Annotated in this window: 16 protein-coding genes, 1 tRNA gene and 2 pseudogenes; 4 read left to right on the forward strand and 15 right to left on the reverse strand. The window is 66.6% G+C overall.

The genetic code is table 11. The annotated features are described in order from the left end of the window. Positions 1 to 184 precede the first annotated feature (184 nt). Positions 185 to 259: transfer RNA gene (locus BMY29_RS05065), tRNA-Met, on the forward strand. A gap of 132 nt (positions 260 to 391) precedes the next feature. Here the strand turns inward: BMY29_RS05065 and BMY29_RS20940 are convergent. The 7 genes from BMY29_RS20940 to BMY29_RS05090 all read right to left on the reverse strand — a co-directional run bounded on the left by BMY29_RS20940 (position 392) and on the right by BMY29_RS05090 (position 7,620). Continuing rightward, the gene (locus BMY29_RS20940; protein WP_160290103.1) at positions 392 to 541 is read right to left on the reverse strand and encodes a hypothetical protein; all 150 of its coding nucleotides are present in this window, start codon (positions 539 to 541) and stop codon (positions 392 to 394) included. Between the two features lie 321 nt (positions 542 to 862). Then, positions 863 to 2,167 (reverse strand): glutamate dehydrogenase GdhB, encoded by a 1,305-nt coding sequence (gene gdhB / locus BMY29_RS05070; protein ID WP_049990471.1) that lies wholly within the window; start codon positions 2,165 to 2,167, stop codon positions 863 to 865. A gap of 22 nt (positions 2,168 to 2,189) precedes the next feature. Then, positions 2,190 to 2,339 carry a rubrerythrin-like domain-containing protein gene (locus BMY29_RS20515; RefSeq protein WP_143067651.1) on the reverse strand — a complete coding sequence of 50 codons (150 nt, stop codon included), beginning with the start codon at positions 2,337 to 2,339 and terminating at the stop codon, positions 2,190 to 2,192. Between the two features lie 405 nt (positions 2,340 to 2,744). Continuing rightward, the gene (locus BMY29_RS05075) at positions 2,745 to 3,842 is read right to left on the reverse strand and encodes a glycosyltransferase (RefSeq protein WP_049990470.1); all 1,098 of its coding nucleotides are present in this window, start codon (positions 3,840 to 3,842) and stop codon (positions 2,745 to 2,747) included. Then, the gene (locus tag BMY29_RS05080) at positions 3,843 to 4,868 is read right to left on the reverse strand and encodes a glycosyltransferase family 4 protein (RefSeq protein WP_049990469.1); all 1,026 of its coding nucleotides are present in this window, start codon (positions 4,866 to 4,868) and stop codon (positions 3,843 to 3,845) included. It lies immediately after the preceding gene. A 111-nt stretch (positions 4,869 to 4,979) separates the two neighbouring features. After that, positions 4,980 to 5,861, reverse strand: a complete 882-nt coding sequence (locus BMY29_RS05085; RefSeq protein ID WP_049990468.1) for a hypothetical protein — start codon at positions 5,859 to 5,861, stop codon at positions 4,980 to 4,982. Positions 5,862 to 6,024: 163 nt separating this feature from the next. Next, positions 6,025 to 7,620 (reverse strand): sulfatase, encoded by a 1,596-nt coding sequence (locus tag BMY29_RS05090; protein WP_049990467.1) that lies wholly within the window; start codon positions 7,618 to 7,620, stop codon positions 6,025 to 6,027. A gap of 144 nt (positions 7,621 to 7,764) precedes the next feature. Here BMY29_RS05090 and BMY29_RS05095 point away from each other — a divergent pair, with 144 nt between their 5' ends. Both BMY29_RS05095 and BMY29_RS21395 read left to right on the forward strand, forming a co-directional pair. Further along, positions 7,765 to 8,808, forward strand: coding sequence for a lysylphosphatidylglycerol synthase transmembrane domain-containing protein (locus tag BMY29_RS05095; protein ID WP_049990466.1), 1,044 nt, complete (start codon positions 7,765 to 7,767; stop codon positions 8,806 to 8,808). Between the two features lie 99 nt (positions 8,809 to 8,907). Then, positions 8,908 to 9,423: pseudogene (locus BMY29_RS21395) on the forward strand (metal-dependent hydrolase); the annotation flags it as partial. A 20-nt stretch (positions 9,424 to 9,443) separates the two neighbouring features. Here BMY29_RS21395 and BMY29_RS21400 read toward each other — a convergent pair. Next, a pseudogene (locus tag BMY29_RS21400) lies at positions 9,444 to 9,893 on the reverse strand (metal-dependent hydrolase); the annotation flags it as partial. A gap of 149 nt (positions 9,894 to 10,042) precedes the next feature. Between BMY29_RS21400 and BMY29_RS05110 the strand changes: the two are divergent. Then, a complete protein-coding gene (locus BMY29_RS05110) occupies positions 10,043 to 10,564 on the forward strand; it encodes a DedA family protein (protein WP_081985470.1) in 522 nt (173 codons plus the stop codon). 1 nt (position 10,565) lies between these two features. Here BMY29_RS05110 and BMY29_RS05115 read toward each other — a convergent pair whose 3' ends face one another. From BMY29_RS05115 to BMY29_RS05145, 7 genes are all read right to left on the reverse strand, one after another. Next, on the reverse strand, positions 10,566 to 11,972 hold the full coding sequence (locus tag BMY29_RS05115; protein WP_049990463.1) for an aryl-sulfate sulfotransferase: 1,407 nt from the start codon (positions 11,970 to 11,972) through the stop codon (positions 10,566 to 10,568). A gap of 139 nt (positions 11,973 to 12,111) precedes the next feature. Then, a complete protein-coding gene (locus BMY29_RS05120; protein WP_049990462.1) occupies positions 12,112 to 12,996 on the reverse strand; it encodes a universal stress protein in 885 nt (294 codons plus the stop codon). Positions 12,997 to 13,170: 174 nt separating this feature from the next. Continuing rightward, a complete protein-coding gene (locus BMY29_RS05125) occupies positions 13,171 to 13,470 on the reverse strand; it encodes a HalOD1 output domain-containing protein (protein ID WP_049990461.1) in 300 nt (99 codons plus the stop codon). A 111-nt stretch (positions 13,471 to 13,581) separates the two neighbouring features. Continuing rightward, a complete protein-coding gene (locus BMY29_RS05130) occupies positions 13,582 to 16,743 on the reverse strand; it encodes a PAS domain S-box protein (RefSeq protein ID WP_049990496.1) in 3,162 nt (1,053 codons plus the stop codon). 131 nt (positions 16,744 to 16,874) lie between these two features. Next, positions 16,875 to 18,542 (reverse strand): gamma-glutamyltransferase family protein, encoded by a 1,668-nt coding sequence (locus BMY29_RS05135; protein WP_049990460.1) that lies wholly within the window; start codon positions 18,540 to 18,542, stop codon positions 16,875 to 16,877. Positions 18,543 to 18,589: 47 nt separating this feature from the next. After that, positions 18,590 to 19,639 (reverse strand): DNA-methyltransferase, encoded by a 1,050-nt coding sequence (locus BMY29_RS05140; RefSeq protein WP_049990459.1) that lies wholly within the window; start codon positions 19,637 to 19,639, stop codon positions 18,590 to 18,592. A 195-nt stretch (positions 19,640 to 19,834) separates the two neighbouring features. After that, entirely contained in the window at positions 19,835 to 20,377 is a 543-nt protein-coding gene (locus BMY29_RS05145; RefSeq protein ID WP_049990458.1) for a hypothetical protein, read from the reverse strand. Between the last annotated feature and the right edge of the window lie 108 nt (positions 20,378 to 20,485).

The following is a 20,485-nucleotide window of genomic DNA, read 5'->3' on the forward strand; positions in this document are numbered from 1 at the left end:
ACTGACTAGAACTCCGAGTTGTGACGGGCATCGTTACTCCCGTCCGACCGCGATGGTGGCTGCCGATGACAACGTTCGTATCGGGTTGCGGAGTTGATGTTTCGATGTCGATATACATGACGTGTATTTCACAGAATACGATAGAATAACAACCCTTAATCGTGGTCGGCAGTGAGAGAGACGTAGCGGGATGGGATAGCCAGGAGATTCCGGCGGGCTCATAACCCGCAGATCAGTAGTTCAAATCTACTTCCCGCTATCCTCACTGAGTGGTGAGTGAATATTTGTCGAGGAATGAACTAATTCCTCTATTGAAGCGTGATATTTTAACAGCTTCCTCGAGAGAGGGTGGGATTCGTACGCGGAACCGACGACTAGAGACAGCTATCGGTCAGAATTCGAGGAGCGACGTGCTGCCACAGGGACACTCTCGACTCGATCCGATCGCGGACGCTTCGGTCCCGCTCGCGCTCGCACGGACGATCGTCACCCGGTCGCAGTCCCTGCACTTCCTGACGACCCACGTTCCACTCCGTTCCATGATCGCTATTCGGCGACGAGCGGTCATAAGCGGTCTGTGAGTTCGCACATCGTCTCCGCGTCGTTTTCACTGTAATAACGACAATCGTCTCGATGGGTCACGTCTCAACCGAACTGAGCTTTCGATACCAAATGTTGTTGGAGACACTGATATGATCGATGCCCCCCTCCATTGAGGTACGGCAGGACGGAACCCCTGCCGTCGTACCCCCACTCCTCCCCACCCCTTCCTTCCGCTACCGGTCCAGTAGCACTTCGCCTGGCGACGCTGCACAACGGCACGCGAAGACAGTGAGAAGGCGCCGATACTCTGAACCCGATCTCAGGGCCAGAGCCCGCGGTTCGCGTGGGCTTTCGTCAGTCGCGAGAGCGCGACGATGTACGCCGCGTCGCGCCAGGTCACGTCGCGGTCCTCGACCTCGGCGCGGACCGCGTTCCAGGCGGAGAGCATCTCGCTGTCGAGTTCGTCCCGTACTTCCTCGAGCGACCACGACCGTCGGTTGATGTCCTGGAGCCACTCGAAGTAGGAGACGGTAACGCCGCCTGCGTTAGCGAGGATGTCCGGGACGATCGGGATGTCGCGTTCGGCGAGGATCGCGTCCGCCGCGAACGTCGTCGGACCGTTCGCGCCCTCGACGATGAGATCGGCCTGGATATCGTCGGCGTTGGCTTCGGTGATGACGTCACCGATGGCGGCGGGGATGAGCAGGTCGACGTCCAGCGTGAGCAGTTCGCCGTTGCCGATCGTCTCGTCGGCGTACTCGGTAACGGCCTCGGGTTCCTCGTCGTGGGAGGGAATCGCGTGGGGATCGAGCCCCGATGGGTCGTAGGCCGCCCCGTTGACGTCGCTGACGGCGACGACGGTCGCGCCCCAGTCGTCGAGCAGGCGGGCCGCGTTCGCGCCGACGCTGCCGAACCCTTGAACGGCGACGGTCGTCTCTTCGAGCGGATAGTCGTAGTAGTCGCAGGCCTCGCGGGCGATGAGCGCGACGCTCCGACCGGGAGCCTCCTCGCGGCCGTAGCTGCCGCCGATGACCGGCGGCTTGCCCGTGACGACGCCCGGAATCGTCTCGGCCTCCTGCATGCTGTAGGCGTCCATGATCCAGGACATCGTCTGGGGATCGGTCCCCATGTCGGGCGCGGGAATGTCCTTGTTAGGGCCGATTACGTCGCGGATCTCGTCGGTAAACCGGCGTGTGAGCCGTTCTTTCTCCGCCGCGCTCAGGTCCTTGGGATCGACGACGATCCCGCCTTTCGCGCCGCCGAAGGGGAGATCCATCACGGCGCACTTCCAGGTCATCCACATCGAGAGGCCGATGCACTCCTCGCGGGTGACCCCCGGGTGATACCGCAACCCGCCCTTAAACGGGCCGCGAACGCTGTCGTGGTGCGCGCGATAGCCGGTGAAGACGTCGACCGTTCCGTCGTCGCGTTCGACCGGCACGGTCACCTCGTGGACGGCGGCGGGGTGCTTGAGCCGCTCGACGATGTTCGGATCGATATCGAGGTGCGTCGCGGCGTGTTCGAGCTGGCGCCTGGCCGTGGCGAGCGCCGAGGTGGAGCCGTCTTCGTCGTCGGAGTGAGAGACTGTCCGGTCGACCGTCGCGGGCGGAGTCTGAGATGACATGTGTGCTACGTTTGATCGTCGATTATTCGAGCGACATAGCGCGATTTCGATACGAGCCTGTCTGACCGCAATTCGGGCACGCGTCGGGCCGCGTATCGGTGGTCACGAGTTCACCGCAACGCAGGCATTCGTACGTCGAGACTGAGTCGCGGTCCTCCCTGAGGTCGTGCATACGTGACTGCTGACGGAGGCGATCATATTAGTATTAGGTATTAATGTTGTATAATGACGTATCCACATGATAAGTGAATTCAAAGGAATTTATGCGGTATCAATTCGGACGGTGGCACGCGAATTAAAACCAGTACGCCGGCGCCGACGGACCAAAAGCATATTCGAGTCTCAACTTCCGAGCGGCGGCGACCTGAATTGAATCAGAACGAGCCGGAACGCTTTGAAAGCGGACAGAGGAGGGAGGAATGAACTTCGCTTCGGGTGTCGTCCCGTTATTGTCGACCGGTATGAAATAGGATCGGGCAGCAACGGCGACCGTCGGTCGGGAATCGGAAGCGCGAGACACCCGCGATCGAACCGAGAATACGGTGGACGAGACCGTCGGAATCGGGCGACCGGGCGCTCAACTGCGCTCTTCTTCGGAGATGCGCCACGGCGCGTCGGCTTCGACCGGAGCCTCGTCCTTCGAGAGCGGCACGTTGTGATACAGCTGTTCGAGGTGGTCCATCGTGTGCCGGACCGAGTAGCGTTCGACGGCGGCCCTGGTTTCGCGCTCGGTCGCCAGGCAGGTCTCGATGGCACCGATCATCGAGTCGAGGTCGCCGTAGTCGAACCGCTCGCCGTTGTCGGGACCGATCGTCTGGTCGAACGGCGGCACGTCGGCCGCGGCGACGGGGGTCCCGCAGGCGTTGGCCTCGAGCGTCGAGAGCCCGAGGGTATCGGCGGTCGAAGCGGTCAGGAAGGTGTCGATCGAAGAGTAGAAGATCGGCAGTTCCTCGCGGGGGAGGAACTTCCGGATCTCGACGTTGTCCGGTGCGTTCCGTTCGAGGGAGTCCCGATACGGCCCCTCGCCGACGACGACGAAGTCGTACTCCGGGAGTTCCTCGGCGGCCCGCAGGATCTCGCTGACGTTCTTCTCCATGCTGAGCCGGCCGCTGTAGCCGATCACCGTTCGGTCGGGATACCAGTCCGCCTCGGTCGGCCGGAAGAAGTCCATGTCGATGCCCACCGGGAGCTGAACGTGTTCGACGTCGCGTTCGATCCGCTCGGTCGAGGCGGTGACGACGTCGAAGCTTCGGAGGAAAGCGTTCTCCGCGGGAACATACGCCTTCGAGAGCGCGGTCGCGACCGACTGGAGCTTGACGCTCTGGTGGAAGTACTCTTCGAGCGGCGTGTGGTGCGTGTAAATCGTCGGCAGACCGCGTCGCCAGGCGTAGTAGCGACCCAGCAGACCGATCGGCGCCGGCCCGTGGCAGTGGACGACGTCGAGGTCGGGGAGTGTCGACGGTCGCCGGAAGAGGGGAATTCGATAGCCGGCGTAGAACGGGTTCGGCAGCGATGTGACCGGGATTTCGCGCTCGCCCGGTTCGTAGTCGCCGTCCGGGTAGACGACGTAGACCTCGTGTCCCTTCCGTTCTAACTCCTCGCGCCAGAGCTTGATCGTGTACGTTACGCCGTCGATCTCGGGGAAGTAACTGTCCGTGAAGAATCCGATTTTCATTCAGATCACCGCCTCGTACAGCGACTGGTATCGGTTCGCGACCGCGTCGAGCGAGAACTCCTCGCTGCGCTCGGCCGCGTTCGATCCGAGACGACGCCGGACGGCCGGGTCTTCGAGCCGTTCGAGGGCGGACACGAACGCATCGACGCCCGATTCGGATCCCGATCCCGACCCGGATACGGACACGGATTCCGACGTCGACACCTTCAGGCAGTCCTCGCCGTCCTCGAGCCAGTCGAACGTCTCGATATCGCGGACGAGGACCGGCTTGCCGACCGTCATTGCTTCCAACAGTGCGATCCCCTCGTTCTCCTCGTGGGTCGGGAAACAGAAGATATCGCCCGCTGCGTACGCACCGCGGATGTCCTCGACGTAGCCCGTGAACGTACAGTTGTCCGGCGACTCCTCGATCAGCCGCGTCGTCTCCCGTCCCTTCAGGGAGCGGTCCAGCGGCCCGAACCAGGCGAAGTCGACCTCCGGCAGTCGACGGGCCAACTCGACGAACGTCTCGAGGCCCTTGCGCTTGATGACGTGGCCGACCAGGAAGACGGTCGGCGGCTCGAGGTCGTAGCGATCGCGGTACTCCGTCTCGAGGGACTCGAAGCCGTCGAGTTTCTCGCGGTCGACGCCGTTCGAGATGACGGTCGTCGGGACGTCCGTATAGGTCTCGAGCAGCCGTCGGTTGTACGCCGAGGGACAGACCAGGGCGTCGGCCAGGCCGTAGGCTCGCTCGAGGTACGGCTTCAGCGGCTTCGCAAGGGTGTTAGTAAAGCGGAAACTGTCGCCGAAGTCCTCGGCGGTAACGTGGGTGTGCGCGACGACCGGCACGCCCCGCGACCGGGCCCGCCTGGCGTACCAGACCGACCGCGGGCCCATGAGGTTACAGTGGAAGACGTCGGCGTCGAGAGTTGGCTCGGTCGTGTACCGCAGGTCCAACCGGTCCAGCATCTTCCGCTGGTGGGCGACGGACTCGCGGATGCCCCCGGTAACGTGGTCCTCGAATTCGAAGTAGTGGCTGATCTTCATGCCGGATACCTCGTGGCTGCGGGCACTGGTTCCCTCGACGGACGAACTCGCCGGCGCGAAGCGGCGACGAGCGGGGACTGCACTGTACTCGATCGGACCGGTGGACGGACGTTACTCGACTTCGAGCCAGGGCACCTCCATGAGCGGGGGGATGTGGGTCTCGATGTGGTGTTCCCAGACGCCCTCCTCGCCGAAGGCCTCGCCGTGGTCGGCGGTCACGACGACCCGGCCGTCCAGTTCCGGAACGAGGTCGGCGACGGCCTCCAGAGCGATCCGGAGATTCTCTTCGTAGAGCGCCAGGGCCGCCTCGCGGGTGCCGTTCGTGACGACGTCCGTGGGGTCGAGTTCCAGCCAGAGGCCCGCTTTCTGGGCGAGTTCGCTGCCCTCGAGCGTGTCCTCGACCTTCGGACGGATCGTATCGCCCAGCGAGGCGAGCGCGCCACCGCTACCCCCACCGGTTCCGGTCTCGGCCTCGGCCGCAGCCTCGGCTTCCTCCTGTTTGCGGATCCCCTTCTGGATCTGCTTGAGCTTCTGGCCCTTCCCGCGGGAGAGGTAGGGCGCGTGGGGCTGCATGTAGTGGAGTACCGTCCGTTCGGCCCGCTCGACGGCGTCCTGATGGTTCCGGAACGCGTCGGCCAGGCCCTCCGGCGGGACCGTCCCGAGGTCGTCGTCCCAGCCGCTCTTCCAGACGTCGAAGACGTTGCTGATGTGCTCGGACGCGGTCCACTCGTAGTCGCAGCTGGCGCCCCACTTGAGTTCGTTCAGCGGGATGCCGAGATCGTTGATGAAGGGGTTTCCCGAGAAGTAGGCGATGTCGTGATCGCCGATGAACGTCCGGGAGGCCCACTCCGGTGTCGACGAACCGGTACTCCAGCGCTTCTCCAGCGTCCCATCGAGGTACTCGTCGTAAACCTCGCTGAACACGTCGTACCGGCACGCATCCAGCACCAGGCAGTAGTCCCAGTCCGACTCGAGGAAGTGCTGGTCCTCCATTAGTTGCGGCTACCTTTCGAGGCGACCTACGTATTCTTATTGGTTCTTGAAAAAGTCAATCGGACAGAACTGTCGTGGCGAACCGCCGTTCCGTCGCGATCGGCTCCGACCGCCGGCGGCAGTCGAACCGGATCGTCCGCGTCCTCGACGCGATCGAACGCTCTCACTCGAGATAGCCGAGTTCGCGCAATCGGTCGCGGGTCTCCTCGTCGGCATCGGCCAGCGCGTCCGCCTGGTCCCCGGCAGTCTCGGTTGGGTCGTCCCACGCGCCGCCGACGGCGTCCTCGAATCGGGCGAGCGCCCGTTCGGCCGCGGCGACGACCGCGTCGTCGGCCGGGTCGACCGGCGACGACTCGTCCGGATCCTCGTCGAGCCGGTAGCCCTCGTCGGGGATGCGGTCCGCGCGGACGTACTTGGCGTCGGTGCTGCGGGCGGCCCGCAACCGCGAGTACGCGCGGTGGTCCTCAGGGAGTACGATGTCGGCCTCGCTGGCCTTCTGCTCTAAGTGGTGGAGTTCGATAACCGGCTGGGCGTACTCGACGAACGCGTAGTCGTCGGCAGCCTCGTCACCGTCGTCCTCGCCGTCGCTCCCGCCCACAGCGCGCTGACCCGGATCGGGGTCCGTGACGCCGTCGAACGCCCGATACTCGCCCGAGAGCAGCGAGCGCGTCGGGTCGAGGGGGACGGCGTCGCCGTCCGTCCCCGCCCGATCGACCGCGTCGGGATCGACGTCTACCGCGTCGAGAGTCGTGTGGTACAGATCGAGCAACTCGACGAGATCGTCGCGCCGGTCGGCCTCGAGATCGGGGTGTTTCACCAGCAGCGGGACGTTGATGAGTTCGTCGTAGAGGGCGAACTCGTGGCCGTAGAGGTCGTGTTCGCCGTGAAGTTCGCCGTGGTCGGCACAGACCACGACCGTCGTCTCCTCCCACTGGCCGGTCTCGCGCAGCCAGGCGAACAGGCGACCGAGCTCCGCGTCCATGTGCGCGATCTCGGCGTCGTAGAGCCCGCGGATGGCCTCCCACTCGTCGTCATCGACGTCTCGCGCGCCCGAGTTGTACTCCTTTGAGTTCTGACAGACGGCGTCGGGATCGACGCCCGGCGCGAACTCCTCGCGGTACTCCTCGGGCGGGTAGTAGGGCAAGTGGGCGTCCATCAGGTTGACGAACGCGAACCAGCCCTCGTCGCCGTCGCTGTCGTCGATGAACGACCGCGTCCGGTCGATGACCGAGGGGGTCTTCGAGTCGGCACCCTCGCCGCTGGCGAGTTTGGCGTGGGCCACCGCGCCGACGCGGACGAGCTTCGACGCGATGTCGCGGAGGTAGTCGTTGTCGTTGACCGCCTGCCAGGCGCTGGCCAGCGGCCCCGAGAGGACGTCGCGGGGGAGGACCTCGAAGAACGAGTCGTGGTCGTCGAACCCGTTGGTGAGGCCGGTGTAGGGCGTGATCCAGGCGTTCGAGGAGTAACACGCCGTGTCGTACCCGGCCGCCGAGAGGACCGACGCGAGGGTCGTCGCGTCGTCGAGGTACGGACTCCCCTGGTCGGCCCCGTGCTGGCTCGGATAGCGCCCGGTGAACAGCGAGGCGTGGACCGGCAGCGTCCACGGCGCGGGCGCGATCGCCGACTCGAAGACGGTCGCCTCCTCGGCGAACGCCGACAGTTCGGGCGTCGTTTCCCGTTCGTAGCCGTACGGTCCGAGGTGGTCCTTCCGAACCGTATCGAGAACGACAAAGAGGACGTTCGACGGAGAACGCTCCATTAGTAGCGACACTTACGCCCACACCAATAAAACGATTGACGGAGGCGGTCGCCGGGTCGCCGCACCGACGGCCGACGAGGCGCGACTTAAGCGACCGGCAGGTCCGATCAGACGTTTCAAGTTCGCTGACGATTCATAGCTGCCATGGACGAGCGTAATCGGCGGGCCCTCCTCCTCGGCGCATTCGGGGCGATTGCAGTCTTTGCCGTCCTGTTTTTCGCCGTCGGCGCGCGCAACGTCGTCGACTCGCTGCTGTCGGCCGACCCCGCTCTGGTCGCCGCGACGTTCGCCCTCGCGCTGTGCTGGCTGGCCGCCTGGAGTCTGATGCTGCGGACCGTTCTGGCCGCCCTCGGCGTCGACGTCCCGGCCGGCAAGTCGTTTTTCGTCTACGCCGGCGCCGTCTTCGCCAACAACGTCACCCCCTTCGGCCAGGCGGGCGGCGAACCGGTCGCGGCCCTGCTCATCTCGAAGGTCTCCGACGCGCGCTACGAAACGGGGCTCGTCAGCATCGCGAGCGTCGACGTCTTGAACGTCGTGCCGTCGATCTCGCTCATCTTCGTCGGCGTCGGCTACTACGCGAGCACCACCGCCCTCGGCGAGCGCTTGGAGACGGCCGTGGGCTCGGCGGTCGCGCTGATCGTCGGCATCGTCGTCGTCATGGTCGTTCTCTGGCGACGACGGGACGCAATCGTCGAGCGCCTGCCGGCCGTCGTCGCTCCCCGGCTCGGACGGCTCGGTCTCGATCGGTTCAATCCCGAGACCCTCGAGGCGGACCTCGCGGACCGGCTGGGTCGGTTCTTCGCGAACATCGAGCGCGTCGCGACCGACCGGTGGCGCCTGGCCGCCGTCGTCGGACTCTCGCTTTGCGGCTGGCTCTTCCAGACGGCCGCGCTCATGGCGGCGTTCGCCGCGCTGGGCCACAGCGTCCCGCCGTACATCCTGCTGTTCGTGATCCCGCTGGCGAACCTCGCGGGGGCCGCACCGCTGCCCGGCGGCCTCGGCGGGATCGAGGCCGCGTTCGTCACGCTGCTCGTGCCGACGACCGGCATCGAGGCCCCGGTCATCACCGCGGCCGTCCTCATCTTCCGGGGCGCGATCTACTGGATGCCGGTCCTGATCGGCGGCGTCTCGGTATCGGCGTTCGGCGTCACCGCGTTGCGGACCGGCGAGTCGGAAGACGAGCGGTAAGGACTACCCGGAACACCCGTGCCGAGCAGTTAACCCGGAGGCCCGCCGAACATCCCCCGACGGACACGAACACGAACATGGACACGGACACCGATATCGATGTACCGAGACGGCCACGTCGGATTCAATGCGTTGCTCTACGCCCCGTTCGTCCCGCTCGTGACCGCCCGCTGGTCGCTCGCGCTCGCCCTCTGGGGGGCGGCGCTGGCGATCGTCACCGCCACCCTCCCCGACGTCGACCAGGCGATCGCGCGCATCGACCACCGCGGGCCGACCCACACCGTCTGGTTCGCCTGCCTGGTCGGCCTGGTCGCCGGCGCCGGAACAGTGCTCGTCGCGCACTCGGGACAGGCGTTCGACGTCGGTGCGAGCGCCGGCTTCGGGTTCGGATTCGCCGTCGGAACCGGCGGGATCCTCGCCCACCTCGCGGGCGACGTCGTGACGCCGATGGGGATCAGCCCGCTCGCGCCGGTGTCGCGCGCCCACGTCACGTTCGACGCGTTCAAATCGAAGAACGGACGGATCAATCGGGCGGTCCTGCTCGTCGGCGCGGTCGCGTTGCTCGCGTCGCTGGCCCTGACGATCGGCCAGCCGATCGGGGTGGCTCCGGCGGGCGGCTACCCGTCAGTAGCCCCGCGCCACGCTACAAGCGCGATCGACGCCGCCCAGAGCAGGCCCGTCGCGGTCATCCCGTGGACCGCGATCCCGGGACTCCAACTCGTCTCGAACGGGAACAGCCACGGGATCCCCTTCGGCGAGAGCGAGTCGATAGCGAGGTGCGAACCGATCGCCAGGCCGGCGGCGAGCGCGATCGATCGACTCCGATCCCGGTTCCGGTCGTGGAACCGGCCGATCGCGTAGAGTCCAGCGACGACCGAGAGCGCGAACAGCGGCGTGTGGGTCGCGCCGCGGTGGACGAACGGCCAACCCCAGTTCGCGGGGAAGCAAAAGTCCGCATCGGGGACGACTCCGAGGACGAGCCCCGCCCGCGGATCGACGTCGGTGAAGCCGCGGACGAGCGCGTAGCCGACGACCGCGTGCGTGGCGAACGCGACCGCGAGAAACGACGCGCGCCCCAGGTCCATTGTGCTCCCTTCGACCGCCTCCCCGTCAAAGCTTCCGCCCGCGAGCGTGGAGTGTATGGCGGACCGGGCGTCGCGCGACCGGCCGGGACGATTTGTGAGAACCAATAACGCTTACATTTGGGACGGAATACGGACGGGTAATGGGACCGCTGGTGCCGCTGCAGCTCGAAGAAACGCCGTCCTGGCTCGAGTCGATGTTCACCTCGGAGCTCGCGTTCGCGGTGCTGTTCGGGATCTGTATCCTCGAAGGGGCGATGCTATTGCGGTTCATGCCGAGCGAGCTCGTCGTCCCGGCCGCGCTGGCGCTGATCGGATCCTCGATTCCCGAGGCGGCCGTGATCGTCGCCGTCGCGGTCGTCGGAACGACGGTCGGACAGTTTTGTCTGTTCTGTCTCGTCCGGCGCGCCGGCCGGGAGTACATCGTCCGGAAGCGGTGGTTTCCGATCACCGAATCGCGACTCGAACGGTTCGACGGCTGGTTCGACCGCTGGGGGGCCGTCGCCGTCCCCGTGAGCAATACGATGCTGTTCGTCCGCGGGCTGTTGACCGTCCCTGCCGGCCTCTCGGAGATGGACGGGCGAGCGTTCGTCGTGCTGTCGGCCGCCGGTTCGCTGTCCTTCCAGTCGATCCTCGCCGGCCTCTACCTGGCCGGGGGCTATCTGCTGGCGTGAATCAGTCGCCGCCCTGCTGGTAGACCGGCAGCCGGAACCGGACCCCCGCATCGCGGAGCCGCCACCTGATCTCGAGGCCGAGCCACGCCAGGCCGGTCAGGAGCGCGACCCCGACGGCGGCGAACTCGGACTGGCCCATCCAGACCGGCGTCGCGAACAGGAGGCCATTGTAGATCCGGTGGGGAAGGAGCGACTCGATGAGATCGCCCAGGTAGCCCAGTGGATCGAACCCGAAGCTGCTCCCGCCGTCACCGCCGCTCTCGTCGTCGACCGTCCGCGACTCGAGCCCGAGTTCGGCCGCGCTCTGTCCGCCCTCGCTTTCGTCGCCCGTCTCGAGGCGCTCGGACTCGTAGGGCAGCGTCGACTCGACCTGCCAGACGATCTCGCCGGACTCGTCGACCTCGATTACGCGGTTGCCGTGGGTGTCGGTGATCAGCGTGTTGCCGTTCGGGAGGCGATCGGCGTCGCGGGGCCACTGGATCCGGTCGTCCTCCCACTGCCAGGAGCGGGTCCACTCGCCGTCTTCGCGCTGAAACTCCTGGACGCGACCGTTCTCGGAGTCGGCGGCGATGATGGCCGGCCCACCCCGGTCCTCGGGGATGTAGTCGGGGTTGTGCTGTTCGTACTGGACGTCGTAGTCGTCCTCCTCGCCGAGCGTCCAGTCTTCCAGTAGCCCCTCCTCCCGATCGAGGAAGACGACCTGGTCCTGATTGCGGAGGCTGGCCATGATCCGGCCCTCCATCTCCCCGCTCTCGATGTACTCGACGTCGTTAATGTGGGCCCAGTCCTCTGGGTACGGGCCGCCCTCTTCGACGGGGAAGTCGCTCTGGGCGTCCCAGAGCCAGTCGACGACCTCCGTCTCCGTGTTCACGATGAAGACCTGGTCCGCGACGATGTCGGCGACGACGACGTGGGTCTCGTTGATCCGATCGACGTCGTGCCACTCGCCGGCGGTCTCCTTGTAGTCGTAGCGCTCGTAGAGGACCTCGACCTCACCGGTCTCGAGGTTGGCGCGCTCGATGACGTTCAGCGCGCACGGCGGGTCGCTACAGGTCGGTCCCTCGCTGTGGATCGTGTCCGTCGCGGCGTACTCGACGGTCAGCGGATCGCCCTCGACGGGGTCGACGTCGAAGTACTTCGTCCGCGTGTTGTTGTAGTAGCGCACCTCGCCCTCGGGCGTGTAGGCGGTAATCGTCCCGGCCCGCCCGGACTCGGTCACGACGGTGTGGTTCTCCGTCGGCGGGGCCTTCGGTACGTCCGCTTCCGACGCCGTCGAGAGACTGCTCGTCGACGCGTTAGCGACGACGGCGGCCGAGAGGAGGATTACAACGACGAACGCGATCCGAAGGCGGTTTCGCGAGAGCGCCGAGCGGAGCCGAGCGAGCGACAGTGGCGAGCGGTCAGTCACGGTTCGGTCACCCGCGGCAACGAGTGCGGCGGCTGCTGGTCCATCGGTACGTGCTTTCGAAGCGAGCTACTAGTACTTTTTCTAGGTATTCACGAAATGTGGAGATAACTCGCAGTGATGCGCGCTCGATCACGGCCCCTCACTCGCTCTCGTCGGCCTCTCGCGTCGTGAGGACAGGGACCGGCGACGTGCGAATCAGGCGTTCAGTGAAACTCCCGAGCAAGTGGCGATCGAGGCCGGTGTGGCCGTGGGTCCCCATCACGACGAGGTCGATCCCCTCCGCGTCGGCGTAGCTCGTGACCTCGCGCGGGACGGTGCCCGTCGCGACGGTCGTCTCAACGTCGTCGACGCCCGCTCGCTCGGCGATCGCCGCCCCCTCGTCGAGGACCGCCTGCAGGTTCTCCTCGAGTTGATCGGAGAGCTGGACCGACTCCACGTCGACCACCTCGGGGACCTCGTCTACGACCGACAGCAGGTGTAACGTCGCCCCGTGGTGCGCGCCGATCTCGGCCCCCAGTTCCACCGCCGCCGTCGCGTGGTCGCTGCCGTCGGTCGGCACGAGCACGTCGGTGTAGGGGAACGGCTGCGTCGCGTCGTCGGCCGCACGGACCGTCAGAACGGGGACGTCGCTCCTGTTGACGACGTAGTCCGTCACGCTACCGAGAACGTACTCGCCGATGCCCCGACGACCGTGTGCGCCCATCGCGACCAAGTCGTACTCGTCGGCGGTGGCGAACTCGGCGATCAATTCCCGAGGGTCGCCCTGAACGACGTCCGTCGTGACGGTAACGCCGCGCTCGTCGGCCAGGTCGGCAGCGTCCGAGAGGATGTCCTGGCCCTCTATCTCGAGGGCGTCGACGACGTCGGTCCCGAGGCGGGTGAGGCTCGGCTCCTTCGTGTCGGCGACGTAAAGCAGGTGCACCGTCGCGTCGCGGTCGGCCGCGACGTCGAGAGCGTGCTCGAGGGCCGCTGCGGCGGGATCGCTCCCGTCGGTCGGCACGAGGATTCGGAAGGGGGTTGGCATGGTTCGGAATTCGACGCCGACTCGCTTACTTCTGTGGGCGGAACGAGACGGGACGACCGCGCGGTCGCTCGCCGTGCGCCGTGCGGTCGGCTACCGCGGACGGGGTTCCGAAAAAGTGCGGTGGCGGCTGTCGGTGGTGGAACGTCGGCGGTGAGCCGAACTCGCGAATCGACCTCAGGCGGATTCGACGCGAATCTCGCCGTCGGCAGAAATCGTTATCAGACAGTCACTGTACTCGAAGCTCACCGACCCGGCGGAGCGGAGTCCGTTCGCGCGCGGTTCGAACAGTCGCTCCAGCGCGTCGGCGTTGATCGCATAGTGGAGCGGGTCGAGCTCGGTTACATCCTCGTCTCGGAACGTCGCGACGGCGTTCGCGACGGCGACGCTGAGCGGTTGATCGTCGAGTCTATCGTACTGCACGGAATAGTGATCTCCAATCGCGGTGGACGGTGATCGTGAACTCATCTCGGTCATTGTTCGTACGTACCCCCCAGTACGTTCGGTGGGAAGTCATCCCTCCCTTCATCAGTACCCGCAAAGAGCCTGATTGTTAACTGTGTAAGGGCTGCTGATTCCGGTGGTTAATCAGTTAACCTCGGACGCCGTCGCCCCCTCGAACAGTGCGGCGAACAGTTTCCGTTCGACGGCGCGAACGTGCTTGTGAAAGGCCGGCGAGGAGATGTCGAGCGAGTCGGCGATCTCTTCGCCGGTCGCGGCTCGGGGCCACTCGAAGAACCCGCCGTGGTAGGCCGTCTGAACGACCTCCCGTTGCCTGTCCGTAAACGTCTCGAGCAAGGCGTTCCGCGCGGGCCCGGCGAGCGCCGACGGATCGTCGGCCGCGTCCTCGCGACGGGCGACCATCGACACCGACGGGCCGCTCCGGTTGATGCCGGCCAGCACCTCGCGGATCCCGACCGCGTCCGGCACGTCGATGATCGCGCGCCCGCCGGACTCGTCGGCGACGAACTCGCGCAGCCGAGCCCCGTGCGCGTCGACGACGGATCCAAGGAAGGGATCGGTAACCCGGAGCTGAAGCAGCGTCTCGGCTTCGTCGACGACGATACTCGAGACCTCGTCGGCGCCGTCGACGGCCATCAGATCGACGGCCGCGTCGACGTCGTCGATCGTCCGATCGACCGCGACGAAGACGAGTTGCGAATCGTCCGCTTGCGCGGTCGCACCTTCGTAGGAGACGCGGGTTCCGAGGTGGTCGGCGAGCCGACACAGCGTCGTCTCGGTGTCGACCTCCAGTTTCACCTCCGTGCGGCCGTCGCCCACCAGCGCGTTCTTCCGCTTGACCGCGTCGATCGCGTACCCGATCGTCTCGCCGAGTTCCGCGAGGGTTTCGCGGAGCGTCTCGTCGAACGCGTCCCGCGTTACCCCGTAAATCGATAGCACGCCGTAGAGGAATCCGTCGTAGCAAAGCGGCACCGCGTAGACGGACTGAACGTTCCGCGAGAGCGCAGCGCTGCGCCACTCGCCGTCGTGGATCGACGCCGCGACGTTCTCGACGTAGACCGGCTCCCGCCTGCGGGCCGCCCGCCCCGCCGGCTCGGCCGCCGAGTCGTCGACCGTCGTCGCCGTCACCGCGTCCAGATAGCCGTGGTCGCGGCCGGCGCGGGCCCGCGGCCGCAGACTGTTGCCGCCGGGATCGGGCTCGCCGATCCAGGCCAGCGAACACTCCTCGCGAGCGGCGAGCCGCTCGGGAATGCCGCGTTCGATCTCGTCCCGGGAGTCGGCCAGTAGGAGGAGCTGTTCGATCGCCTGGCGGACCTCGTTGGCCTCGTTGAGCCGTTCGAGGTGACGGTTCTGTTGCGTGAGTTCGCCCTCGCGCTCGTGGAGCCGGCGGGTGCGGCCGATCCGGTCGAGCGCGGCCTCGGCCGTCGTCGCGAACAGTTCAACGAGTTCGACGGTCTCGGCGTCGTACTCGCCGGCTCCGGTCGAGAGCGCGACGAGCACCCCGTGCTCGCCCAGCGGGACGTAGAGGCCGCTGCGCGCGTCGGTCGTCTCGTCGTAGACCGCGTCGGCGTCCCTGACGTCGTCGTAGACGGCCGACTCGCCGGTGACGAACGTCTCCCAGGCGATGCTGCCGTTGGGATCGAGCCGCGGCGGCGAGCCGAACGTCGACTCGAGCGTCGGCGACCAGGCCGCTGGCCCGAGTTCGTTGTCGCAGTCGTCGAACTGGTAGACGACGGCGTCGAGGTCGAGAACGTCGGCCGCGACGTCGACGATGTACTCGCAGGCGTCGTCCTTCGAGTCGACCGTCAGCAGGTGACTGGTCGCCTCGTGGAGCGCGTTGAGCGCCGCCTGGTACTGGACGCGCTCGGTGACGTCGTTGGCGACGCCGATGACGCGGTCGACGGAACCGTCGTCGGCCGCGATCGGCCGGTACCAGTTCTCGAAGACGCGGTCCTCGATGTGCCTGCGCGAGTGGATCGCCTCACCGTCGAGCGCCGCCCGTGCGTCAGCGCGCGTGTCGGGATAGTCGTCGAACCGCTCGAAGAAGGACTCGCCGACGAGTTCCGCCGAGTCGATACCGACGTTCTCGAGGCCACGTCCCTCCGAGAGTGTGAAGGTCCCGTCCTCGTCGAGGACGAACAGGACGACGGGGACGTTCTCGACCATCGTCTGGAGCCGCTCGGTCCGCTCGGCCAGGTTCCGCTCGCGCTCGATCCGCTCCGTAACGTCACGCCAGTAGACGGAGACCCCCGACGGCGAGGGGAAGATCCGCGCCTCGATCCAGGCGTCGTAGGGTTCGAAGTACGCTTCGACCGTCCGGGGCTCCTGGCGGTCCATCGCCTCGACGGCCTTCCGCTGGAACGCCGTTCCGTGCAGGTTCGGGAAGACGTCGAGGATCTTCCGTCCGAGCAGTTCGGACCGCTCGAACCCGAGCTTTTCGATCGCGCGGTCGTTGACGTAGGTGAAGCGCCAGTCGGCGTCGAGCGCGTAGAACGCGTCGGTCACCCGTTTGAACGACTCGGTCAACTCCTGTTCGATCCGGCGGTACTCCGTGATATCTCGGATCGAGGCGACGACGCCGTCGACGACGCCGTCTTCGATCCGGTTCGTCAGCACGGCCTCGTGGACGTACCAGGCGCCGTCGCCGTGGCGACACGTGTATTCGATGGTCCGCGACGTATCGCAGTCGGCCTCGCGGACGGCGTCGAATTCGGCCAGCACCGACTCCGTATCGTCGGGGTGGATGTACTCGCGGAAATGGGTCCCTTGGAGGTCGTCCACGTCGTACTGTCCGACGCGTTCGACCGCGGGGCTGGCGTAGGTGATCGTTCCGTCGGGGTCGAAGACGATCAGCAGCTCCGAGAGCTGCTCGAGCACCGTCTGGTACCACTCGACGCGACGCTCCCCCTCGCGCTGGAGCGCGTCGAACCGGACCGCTCGCCGCAACCGGTGGACCAACAGCGGCGGCTCCTGAATGGTCGTCTTCGCGAGGATCGCTGCAGCGCCGTCGTCGCGGAGCTGGTCGACCGACTCGTTTTGCGCCGGGTCGACGGCGTAGACGACGGGACACGTCCCGTCGACGGCGTCGAGGACGTCCCGTTCGTCGGTCAGGACGCAGTCGACGGCGGCTACCTGTTCGTCCGCGAGGTCGGCGGCGGTCGAGACCGACCCCGCGACGGTGACCGGTTCGTCGGCGAGCCCCGTCGTCGCCGTCCGGATCCACTCGGAGGAACCGACGGCGAGGGCGCGAACGGGTGTCGTCTCGGCATCCTCGAGACCGCGAGCCATACGCTTCATGAGAGGGGCGCGGGTAAAAATCTCGCGTCGGTTTCAGGTTTAAAGTCGAAATCGGGTTCGAGTTCGAGACCGATTTCGTATTTGGAATCCAATCCGGGTCCGGAGCCGGCTCCGACGAGCGATCAGAATCCGACCGCGAGCCCGTCCTTTCGCGGCTCGGTCGCGCCGGCGAGGACCCCGTTCCGGCGACGAACCAGCTGTGCGCCCCCGAACATCATCGGCGGGAGGACCCGCACGTCGTGGCCCCGCCGCGCGAGCGGCGCCGCGTTCGGGAGCCGCTCTTCGACGCCGAGAGCGCCGTCCTCGCGGTAGCGCCACCGCGGCGCGTCCAGCGCCGCCTGCGGCGCCATCCCGTAATCGACGATATTCGAGAGCACCTGCATGTGCCCCTGGGGCTGCATGTACCCGCCCATGACGCCGAACGCGGCCCAATCGTCTTCGCCGAGCTTCGCGACCGCCGGCACGAGCGTGTGGAACGGCCGCTTCCCCGGCTCGAGGCTGTTCGGGTGGGTCGAATCCAGCGAGAACGACGCCCCCCGGTTCTGGAGCGCGATGCCCGTCTCGCCGGCGACCAGGCCGCTGCCGAAGCCGGCGAATCGGGAGTTGATGTAGGAGACCAGGTTGCCCTCGTCGTCGCCGACGGTCAGCAGGACCGTGTCGGCGTCCTCGGCACGAGCGTCGGGGACGCCGATCTGGGGGTCTCGAATCGGGTCCGGGCCGATCGCCCGCGCCCGCTCCCGAGCGTAGGCCTTCGAGGCCAGCGGCGGCACCGTCTCGTACGCCGGATCCGCGACGTAGCGGTGGCCGTCGACGAACGCGAGCTTCGTCGCCTCGGCGAAGGCGTGGATCCGCTCGGGCGAGTCGTAGTCGTGTTGCCCCGCGCCGATCTCTTCGGCGATGTTCAGCGCCTCGAGGGCGATCAATCCCTGGTTGTTCGGCGGCAGTTCGTACACTTCCGCGCCGTTGTAGGTCGTGCTGATCGGCTCGACGAACTCGGGTTCGAACGCCGCCAGGTCGTCCCGTGTCATGAAGCCGCCCGCCGACCGGATCTCCGCAACGATCTCGTCGGCGATCGCGCCCTCGTAGACGACGTCGGCACCCGCTTTGGCGATCGTCCGCAACGAGTCACCGAGTTCGGGCAGGGTGACCCGCTGTCCGGGGTCCGGGCTCTCGCCGTCGACGAGGTACGCCTGGCGGGCGTGCTCGTCGGCGAATAGGTTCTCCGCCTTCGTCCAGTGGTGAGCGATGACCGGCGAGACGGGGTAGCCCTCGGTCGCGTACCGGATCGCGGGCTCGAGGACGTCGCCCAGCGATTTCCGGCCGAAGCGGTCGACCGTCGCCTCCCAGCCGCGGGCCGTGCCGGGCACCGTCACCGCGTGCGGTCCGAGGAAGGGCATTCCGAGGTCGTCGCCGCTCGCGTCGCCGTCGACGGCGTAGCCGCGGGATTCGGGATAGTACCGCTCGACGTCGTCGTCGCTCTCGAGGGCGCTCCTGACGGCATTGATCGTCGCTCCGGCCGGCGCGCCGCCACAGGCCCGCATGGCGCCGACCTCGCCGTCGGCGGTCCGGTAGAGTGCGAAGACGTCGCCGCCGAGTCCCGTCGAGGTGGGTTCGACGACGTTTAACGCGGCCGCAGTCGCGACCGCGGCGTCGAACGCGTTGCCGCCTTCGCGGAGGATCGAGACGCCCGCTTGAGCCGCCAGCGGCTGGCTCGTCGCGACCATCCCGCGGGACGCGTAGACGGTCGACCGCCGCGAGTCGAACCGATCGAGATCCACGGCATCGTCCATGCCGGGGGTGCGATATCTGGTACCAAAACTCTAGGGGCGGCTGAGAGTCACTCGAGCGTGAGCGGAGCGTGTTCGGCCCGGTAGCCGTCGTCGGTCGCGTCGACCGACTGCACTTCGCGCAGCCGGATGCCCCGCTCCATCTTGGTGACGACAGGCGTATCGTAGTGCTTCGCGTCGTACTCGAATCCCTTTCCATCCTCGCGGCGGCGCTCGACGAACTCCCGGTGGCGCTGGAGGCGCGTCCTGCCGACCGAGCGCGACAGCGCAGGCACCTCGTCGACGCGATCCTCGAACCGCTCGAGGAACGCGTCCTCGAGTTCGAATCCGACCGAGTGGCGGCCGGCGCACATCGCCGCGAGCGTTGTCGTTCCGGTCCCCCAGAAGGGATCGAGGACGGTGTCGCCGTAGGCCGAGTACATACAGATCAGCCGGTAGGGGATCTCGAGCGGATAGGCCGCGGACCGCTCCCGGAGTTCGCCGGCGTGGTCGAGGGCCTGCAGTTCGCCGGTGACCTCGGTCCAGACGTCGGAGAACCACCGGTTGCGCTCCTCCCAGAAGTACGCGGCCTCGTACCGCCGGTCGGCCCGCGGCTCGAACGATCGACGGTCGCCGCCTTTCCGGAAAATCAGGACGTACTCGTGCTCTAAGGTGACGTAGGCATTGGGCGGGATCATCCCGCTGCCCATGAACTTGGCCGTGCTGTTAGTCGGCTTGCGCCAGAGCACGTCCGGCAGCGGCTCGAACCCCCGCTCCTCGAACGCCTCGAGCACGCGGGCGTGGTTCGGGTAGACCCGAAAACTGCCGTCGACCGACCTGGTCGCGTCGCCGACGTTGATACAGGCGATTCCCCCGTCGACCAGCACCCGTTCGAGTTCGTCCCAGACCCGCCCGAGCTGGGCGTGCATCGCGTCGAACGCGGCGCGACCGTCCCCGTCAGCCAGCGCGTCGCCGATGGCGGGATCGAGCTCCGTGAAGAGGTCGTCCCACATCTCGATCATCGGATACGGCGGGGACGTGACGACGAGTTCGACCGACTCGTCGGCCACCTGCGAGAGATCACGGGAATCACCGACGAACACGCGGTGAGTCGTCTCCATTGGCTTCACACTGTCGGCGTCGGTCCCTTAGCTCCTTCGTCAGGGCGACGACGGCGAAGCGACGCGAGCGCCGCGGCTCGAGTCGGTGCAGCGAACGGAGAGCGAAAATCGAGCGACGAATGCGAGTCGCCGATTGCGCGTGCGGAGTCGATCGTACGAACTGTCCCGGATCGGTCGCGCTAGTCGGTCGATTCGTTACTCTTCGGTCTCCTCGGCTTCTTCGGATTCCTCGATATCTTCCGGCGCTTCGGCCTCCGCTTCGTCCTCGGTGTCACCGCTCGTCGCCGGCTCGAACTCCTCGATCGGTTCCCACTCCTCTTCCTCGCCCGAGGAGAGCCGGCGCCGGAGGACCGCGGCCCCCGCGAGTACGCCCAGTCCGAGCAGGAGCCGTGGGAGCAGCGACGAGCCGCCCTCGCTCTCCTCGGTCGTCGGTTCTATCGTCTCGGTCTCGGTTGTCTCCTCGGCCGTCTCCATCACGTCCTCGATGATATCCGGCTCCTCCAGGTCCTCGATCGGAGACTCCTCGAGTTCAGACGATTCGCGACCCACCAGGAAGCCGACGGCCGCGCCGAGGCCGAACAGTGCGCCGGCGAGCGGGAGGCCGCCGCCCGAGCGCGACCCCTCCGCTTCCTCGACGGCCTCGAGAATCGAGTCGCGCATAGGCGAGTCCATGCCTCTGTTGACCGCTTCCTTCACGATGAGCTCTGACAGCGTGTCCTGTTGTTCCGTCTCGGGCATAATCCGCCACGACCACACCTCCGTACATAGTTCTATTCACCGTTTCCGTCGTGCTGACCGACACACCGGACGTTAGCGATGGATTAATCGACCGAGGGAACGCGAGAG

This window comes from Natrinema salifodinae (genome assembly GCF_900110455.1).
In the GTDB taxonomy this organism is placed as follows: domain Archaea; phylum Halobacteriota; class Halobacteria; order Halobacteriales; family Natrialbaceae; genus Natrinema; species Natrinema salifodinae.

What these genes read in the sequence shown, in the direction of transcription:
- gdhB (WP_049990471.1), bottom strand. Translation starts at nt 2,167, where the DNA reads ATGTCATCTCAGACTCCGCCCGCGACGGTCGACCGGACAGTCTCTCAC.
- BMY29_RS05130 (WP_049990496.1), bottom strand. Translation starts at nt 16,743, where the DNA reads ATGGCTCGCGGTCTCGAGGATGCCGAGACGACACCCGTTCGCGCCCTC.
- BMY29_RS05080 (WP_049990469.1), bottom strand. Translation starts at nt 4,868, where the DNA reads ATGAAGATCAGCCACTACTTCGAATTCGAGGACCACGTTACCGGGGGC.
- BMY29_RS20515 (WP_143067651.1), bottom strand. Translation starts at nt 2,339, where the DNA reads ATGCACGACCTCAGGGAGGACCGCGACTCAGTCTCGACGTACGAATGC.
- BMY29_RS20940 (WP_160290103.1), bottom strand. Translation starts at nt 541, where the DNA reads ATGGAACGGAGTGGAACGTGGGTCGTCAGGAAGTGCAGGGACTGCGAC.
- BMY29_RS05090 (WP_049990467.1), bottom strand. Translation starts at nt 7,620, where the DNA reads ATGGAGCGTTCTCCGTCGAACGTCCTCTTTGTCGTTCTCGATACGGTT.
- BMY29_RS05095 (WP_049990466.1), top strand. Translation starts at nt 7,765, where the DNA reads ATGGACGAGCGTAATCGGCGGGCCCTCCTCCTCGGCGCATTCGGGGCG.
- BMY29_RS05140 (WP_049990459.1), bottom strand. Translation starts at nt 19,639, where the DNA reads ATGGAGACGACTCACCGCGTGTTCGTCGGTGATTCCCGTGATCTCTCG.
- BMY29_RS05125 (WP_049990461.1), bottom strand. Translation starts at nt 13,470, where the DNA reads ATGACCGAGATGAGTTCACGATCACCGTCCACCGCGATTGGAGATCAC.
- BMY29_RS05075 (WP_049990470.1), bottom strand. Translation starts at nt 3,842, where the DNA reads ATGAAAATCGGATTCTTCACGGACAGTTACTTCCCCGAGATCGACGGC.
- BMY29_RS05120 (WP_049990462.1), bottom strand. Translation starts at nt 12,996, where the DNA reads ATGCCAACCCCCTTCCGAATCCTCGTGCCGACCGACGGGAGCGATCCC.
- BMY29_RS05085 (WP_049990468.1), bottom strand. Translation starts at nt 5,861, where the DNA reads ATGGAGGACCAGCACTTCCTCGAGTCGGACTGGGACTACTGCCTGGTG.
- BMY29_RS05135 (WP_049990460.1), bottom strand. Translation starts at nt 18,542, where the DNA reads ATGGACGATGCCGTGGATCTCGATCGGTTCGACTCGCGGCGGTCGACC.
- BMY29_RS05145 (WP_049990458.1), bottom strand. Translation starts at nt 20,377, where the DNA reads ATGCCCGAGACGGAACAACAGGACACGCTGTCAGAGCTCATCGTGAAG.